General features: G+C 62.7%; 2 protein-coding genes and 1 pseudogene. 1 reads left to right on the top strand and 2 read right to left on the bottom strand.

The annotated features are described in order from the left end of the window. Positions 1–286 precede the first annotated feature (286 nt). Complete coding sequence (locus AC5JJ6_RS07985; RefSeq protein WP_496041525.1) at positions 287–898, top strand: class I SAM-dependent methyltransferase; 612 nt, start codon at positions 287–289, stop codon at positions 896–898. Here AC5JJ6_RS07985 and AC5JJ6_RS07980 read toward each other — a convergent pair. Together AC5JJ6_RS07980 and AC5JJ6_RS07975 are read right to left on the bottom strand one after the other, a co-directional pair. Further along, on the bottom strand, positions 879–2291 hold the full coding sequence (locus AC5JJ6_RS07980) for a sensor histidine kinase (RefSeq protein WP_496041524.1): 1413 nt from the start codon (positions 2289–2291) through the stop codon (positions 879–881). The two genes, AC5JJ6_RS07985 and AC5JJ6_RS07980, sit on opposite strands and share 20 nt — an antisense overlap. 99 nt (positions 2292–2390) lie before the next feature. Beyond that, positions 2391–2750 (bottom strand): annotated as a pseudogene (locus AC5JJ6_RS07975) (exopolyphosphatase); the annotation flags it as partial.

Raw genomic sequence — 2750 nt, 5'->3', positions numbered from 1 at the left:
GTGTCATGGACGAGACGACGAGCTTGAACATCAGCCCCTATCTTCTGCGGCCAATCCGCAAGCTCGAGGACGTGCTCGCAAAGCGGGAAGAAGAACAGCTGCGTAAAATCAGGCCTCCGATGACGGCGAACAACCGTTTCGTCCTGATCCTCGGAGGCAAGCGCTGATCCCTGCCCTATTACTGTAACGCCAAGTCATAGAAAGGTTCATTTGCCATAAACGACGGCACCGGGTATCCGCAGCGCAGTCCACAGGGCTGATCGTTTGCTGGAAAGGATGACCGGCGATGAGTTATCAGAAGTACGAGCGCATCGCTCCCCTGTACGATGTGCTGGATAAGGCCTATGAGGTCTCCTGGAAGCGAAGGCTTCGGGGCGAAGTCTTTCGAGACTCGGCCGGAATGGTGCTGGATGCCGGGGCCGGCACCGGATGCAACATTCCATTCTATCCGCGAAACGCGACGATCGTTGCGGTAGACAACAGCCCTGCCATGCTGTCGCGCGCCGCGAAGCGGGCGGCCCGGGAAGGCGTCGAGGCCGAGTTCCTGGAAATGGACCTGACCCGCACCAGCTTTCCGGACGATCATTTCGACGCCATCGCGGTGACCTTCGTCTTCTGCGTCCTTCCGGAGGAGCTGCAACTTCCCGTGCTGCGCGAGTTGAGCCGGATCTGCAAGCCGACCGGGACGATCCGCATCCTCGACTACACGCTGTCCCGGAAGGCGCCGGTCCGCTTGATGATGCGGGTCGCCTCACCCTGGTTGAACTTCGCCTTCGCCGCCCGCTACACGGCACGGTACGAGTCGTATCTGGAACAGGCCGGGCTTTCCGTCATCGAGAACCGGTTCGTCATGGGTGACGTCGTCAAGCTGCTGGTCGTCAGCCCACGAAGCCGCTGACGCGCTCCCGCTGTCCGCCGGGCGACTGCCGGAAGACCCGGCTGGCCGGCAGGTGGATGGTGACCGAAGTGCCGACTCCCGGGGCACTTTTGATGACAAGGCTGCCGCCATGAAGTTCGGTCAGCGACTTGGTGATCGGCAAGCCCAGCCCCGTCCCTTCGTACTTGCGGTTCAGCGTGCTTTCGACCTGGGCGAAGGGCTGGAAGGCGAGAGCCAGTTCATCCTCGTTCATGCCGATGCCGGTATCCTCGACCTGGATATCGACGCCGCCATCCTCCGCCAGTCCGGCGGACACCATGACGCTCCCGCCGCTTTCGGTGAACTTGACCGCGTTCGACAAGACGTTGAGCAGGATCTGCTTGAGTTTAAGTGTGTCGGCGACGACGGGAGGAAGCCCTTCATGGATGGACTGGCGGAGTTGAACCCCGGCGCTCTCGGCACGGTTGATCACGACGCGAATCGAGGCGGATATGACGTCTCCGATGTCGTTGATGTCGTCGGAAAGCTCGGTCTTGGCGGCATCGATCCGGGAATAGTCCAGGATGTCGTTGATGACGGTCAGGAGATGCCTGCCGCTGTCACGGATATCGCGGGCGTATTCGGTATACATCGGCAGGCCGTCCGGGCCGAAGCTGTCGTCGGCGATGATTTCCGAAAAGCCGATGATGGCGTTGAGCGGTGTCCTCAACTCGTGGCTCATGTTGGCGAGGAACTGGCTCTTGGTCCGGTTGGCCAGTTCAGCCTGCTCCTTCGCGTCGCGTAACGATGTCTCGATCCGACGATGGTCCGAGACGTCGCGCGCCATCAGCAGGACCATACGGTCCGTCAGCGACGGAAGCGGCACACCCGTCAACTCGGCGCAGAACGCCGTACCGTCCGACCGGGACAACCAGACTTCGCATCGGGGCAGCCCGGCACCTGCCGACAGGGCGGCAAGGACGTGACCGCGATCGACCGCCGAGGTACCGGCGCCCAGCAGGCTGGCTACAGGGCGCGCCAGGATGAAGTCGTCAGACTCGGCGCCGAGCATGGCCGTCCCGTTGCCGTTGACGTAATCGACCAGCCCGTTGCGGGCGATCATCACCAGTTCCGGGGTTGCCGTAACGATCGTCCGATACCGTTCTTCGCTTTCGCGCAGCCGCCTGCCCTCATCCACCAGCAGGTCCACGGTCTGGATGGAGCGCTTCGTGAGGCTGCTCAGCCTGAACAGCAGCCAGACCGCCGCCGCTCCGAGCAGCAGCCCCGCGCCCGGAAGCGGTCCTGACGCCGCCTGCGCCGCGACGACGGGCAGAAGGATCAGCAGGACCACCGCTATCGCCAAGGCTCCGGTGGTTCGCTGAATGGCACGCGCGTGCGCCTTGGCGGCGGTCTTGTCATATGCGTCGATGTTCATCGATTGCACCGGAAGAGCCGCCCTTCGCCTTTGCATCATAAGCCGCTACCATTAAGCAGCGCCTGTCGTAAAGAAAACCGGAAGCTCGGGCAGGAAATATTATCGGGGAGTTGCCAGCCTGCGGATCAGCTCCGCCCGGACCGCAGCGGCATCCTCGTTGGGGATCTGGCAAGTGCCGGCGGCAAGATGGCCGCCGCCGCCGTATTCCAGCATCAGCGGCCCGACCGCGACCGGCGACGTGCGGTCGATGATCGACTTTCCTACGGCGAACACCGTGTTCTGCTGCTTCAGGCCCCACAGGACATGCATGGAAACCCGGGCCTGCGGATACAGCGCGTAGATCATGAACCGGTTGCCGGCGTGGATGACCTCCTCCTCGCGGAGGTCGAGGACGACGACGTCGCCATGGACTTCAGCCAGGCGCTTTACCTGATCGGTGAACAGCTTTTCCTGCGCAAA

This window comes from Skermanella sp. (assembly GCF_059503625.1).
Note: the sequence above shows the minus strand (reverse complement) of the source record. Positions and strands in the feature narration are given on the sequence as shown.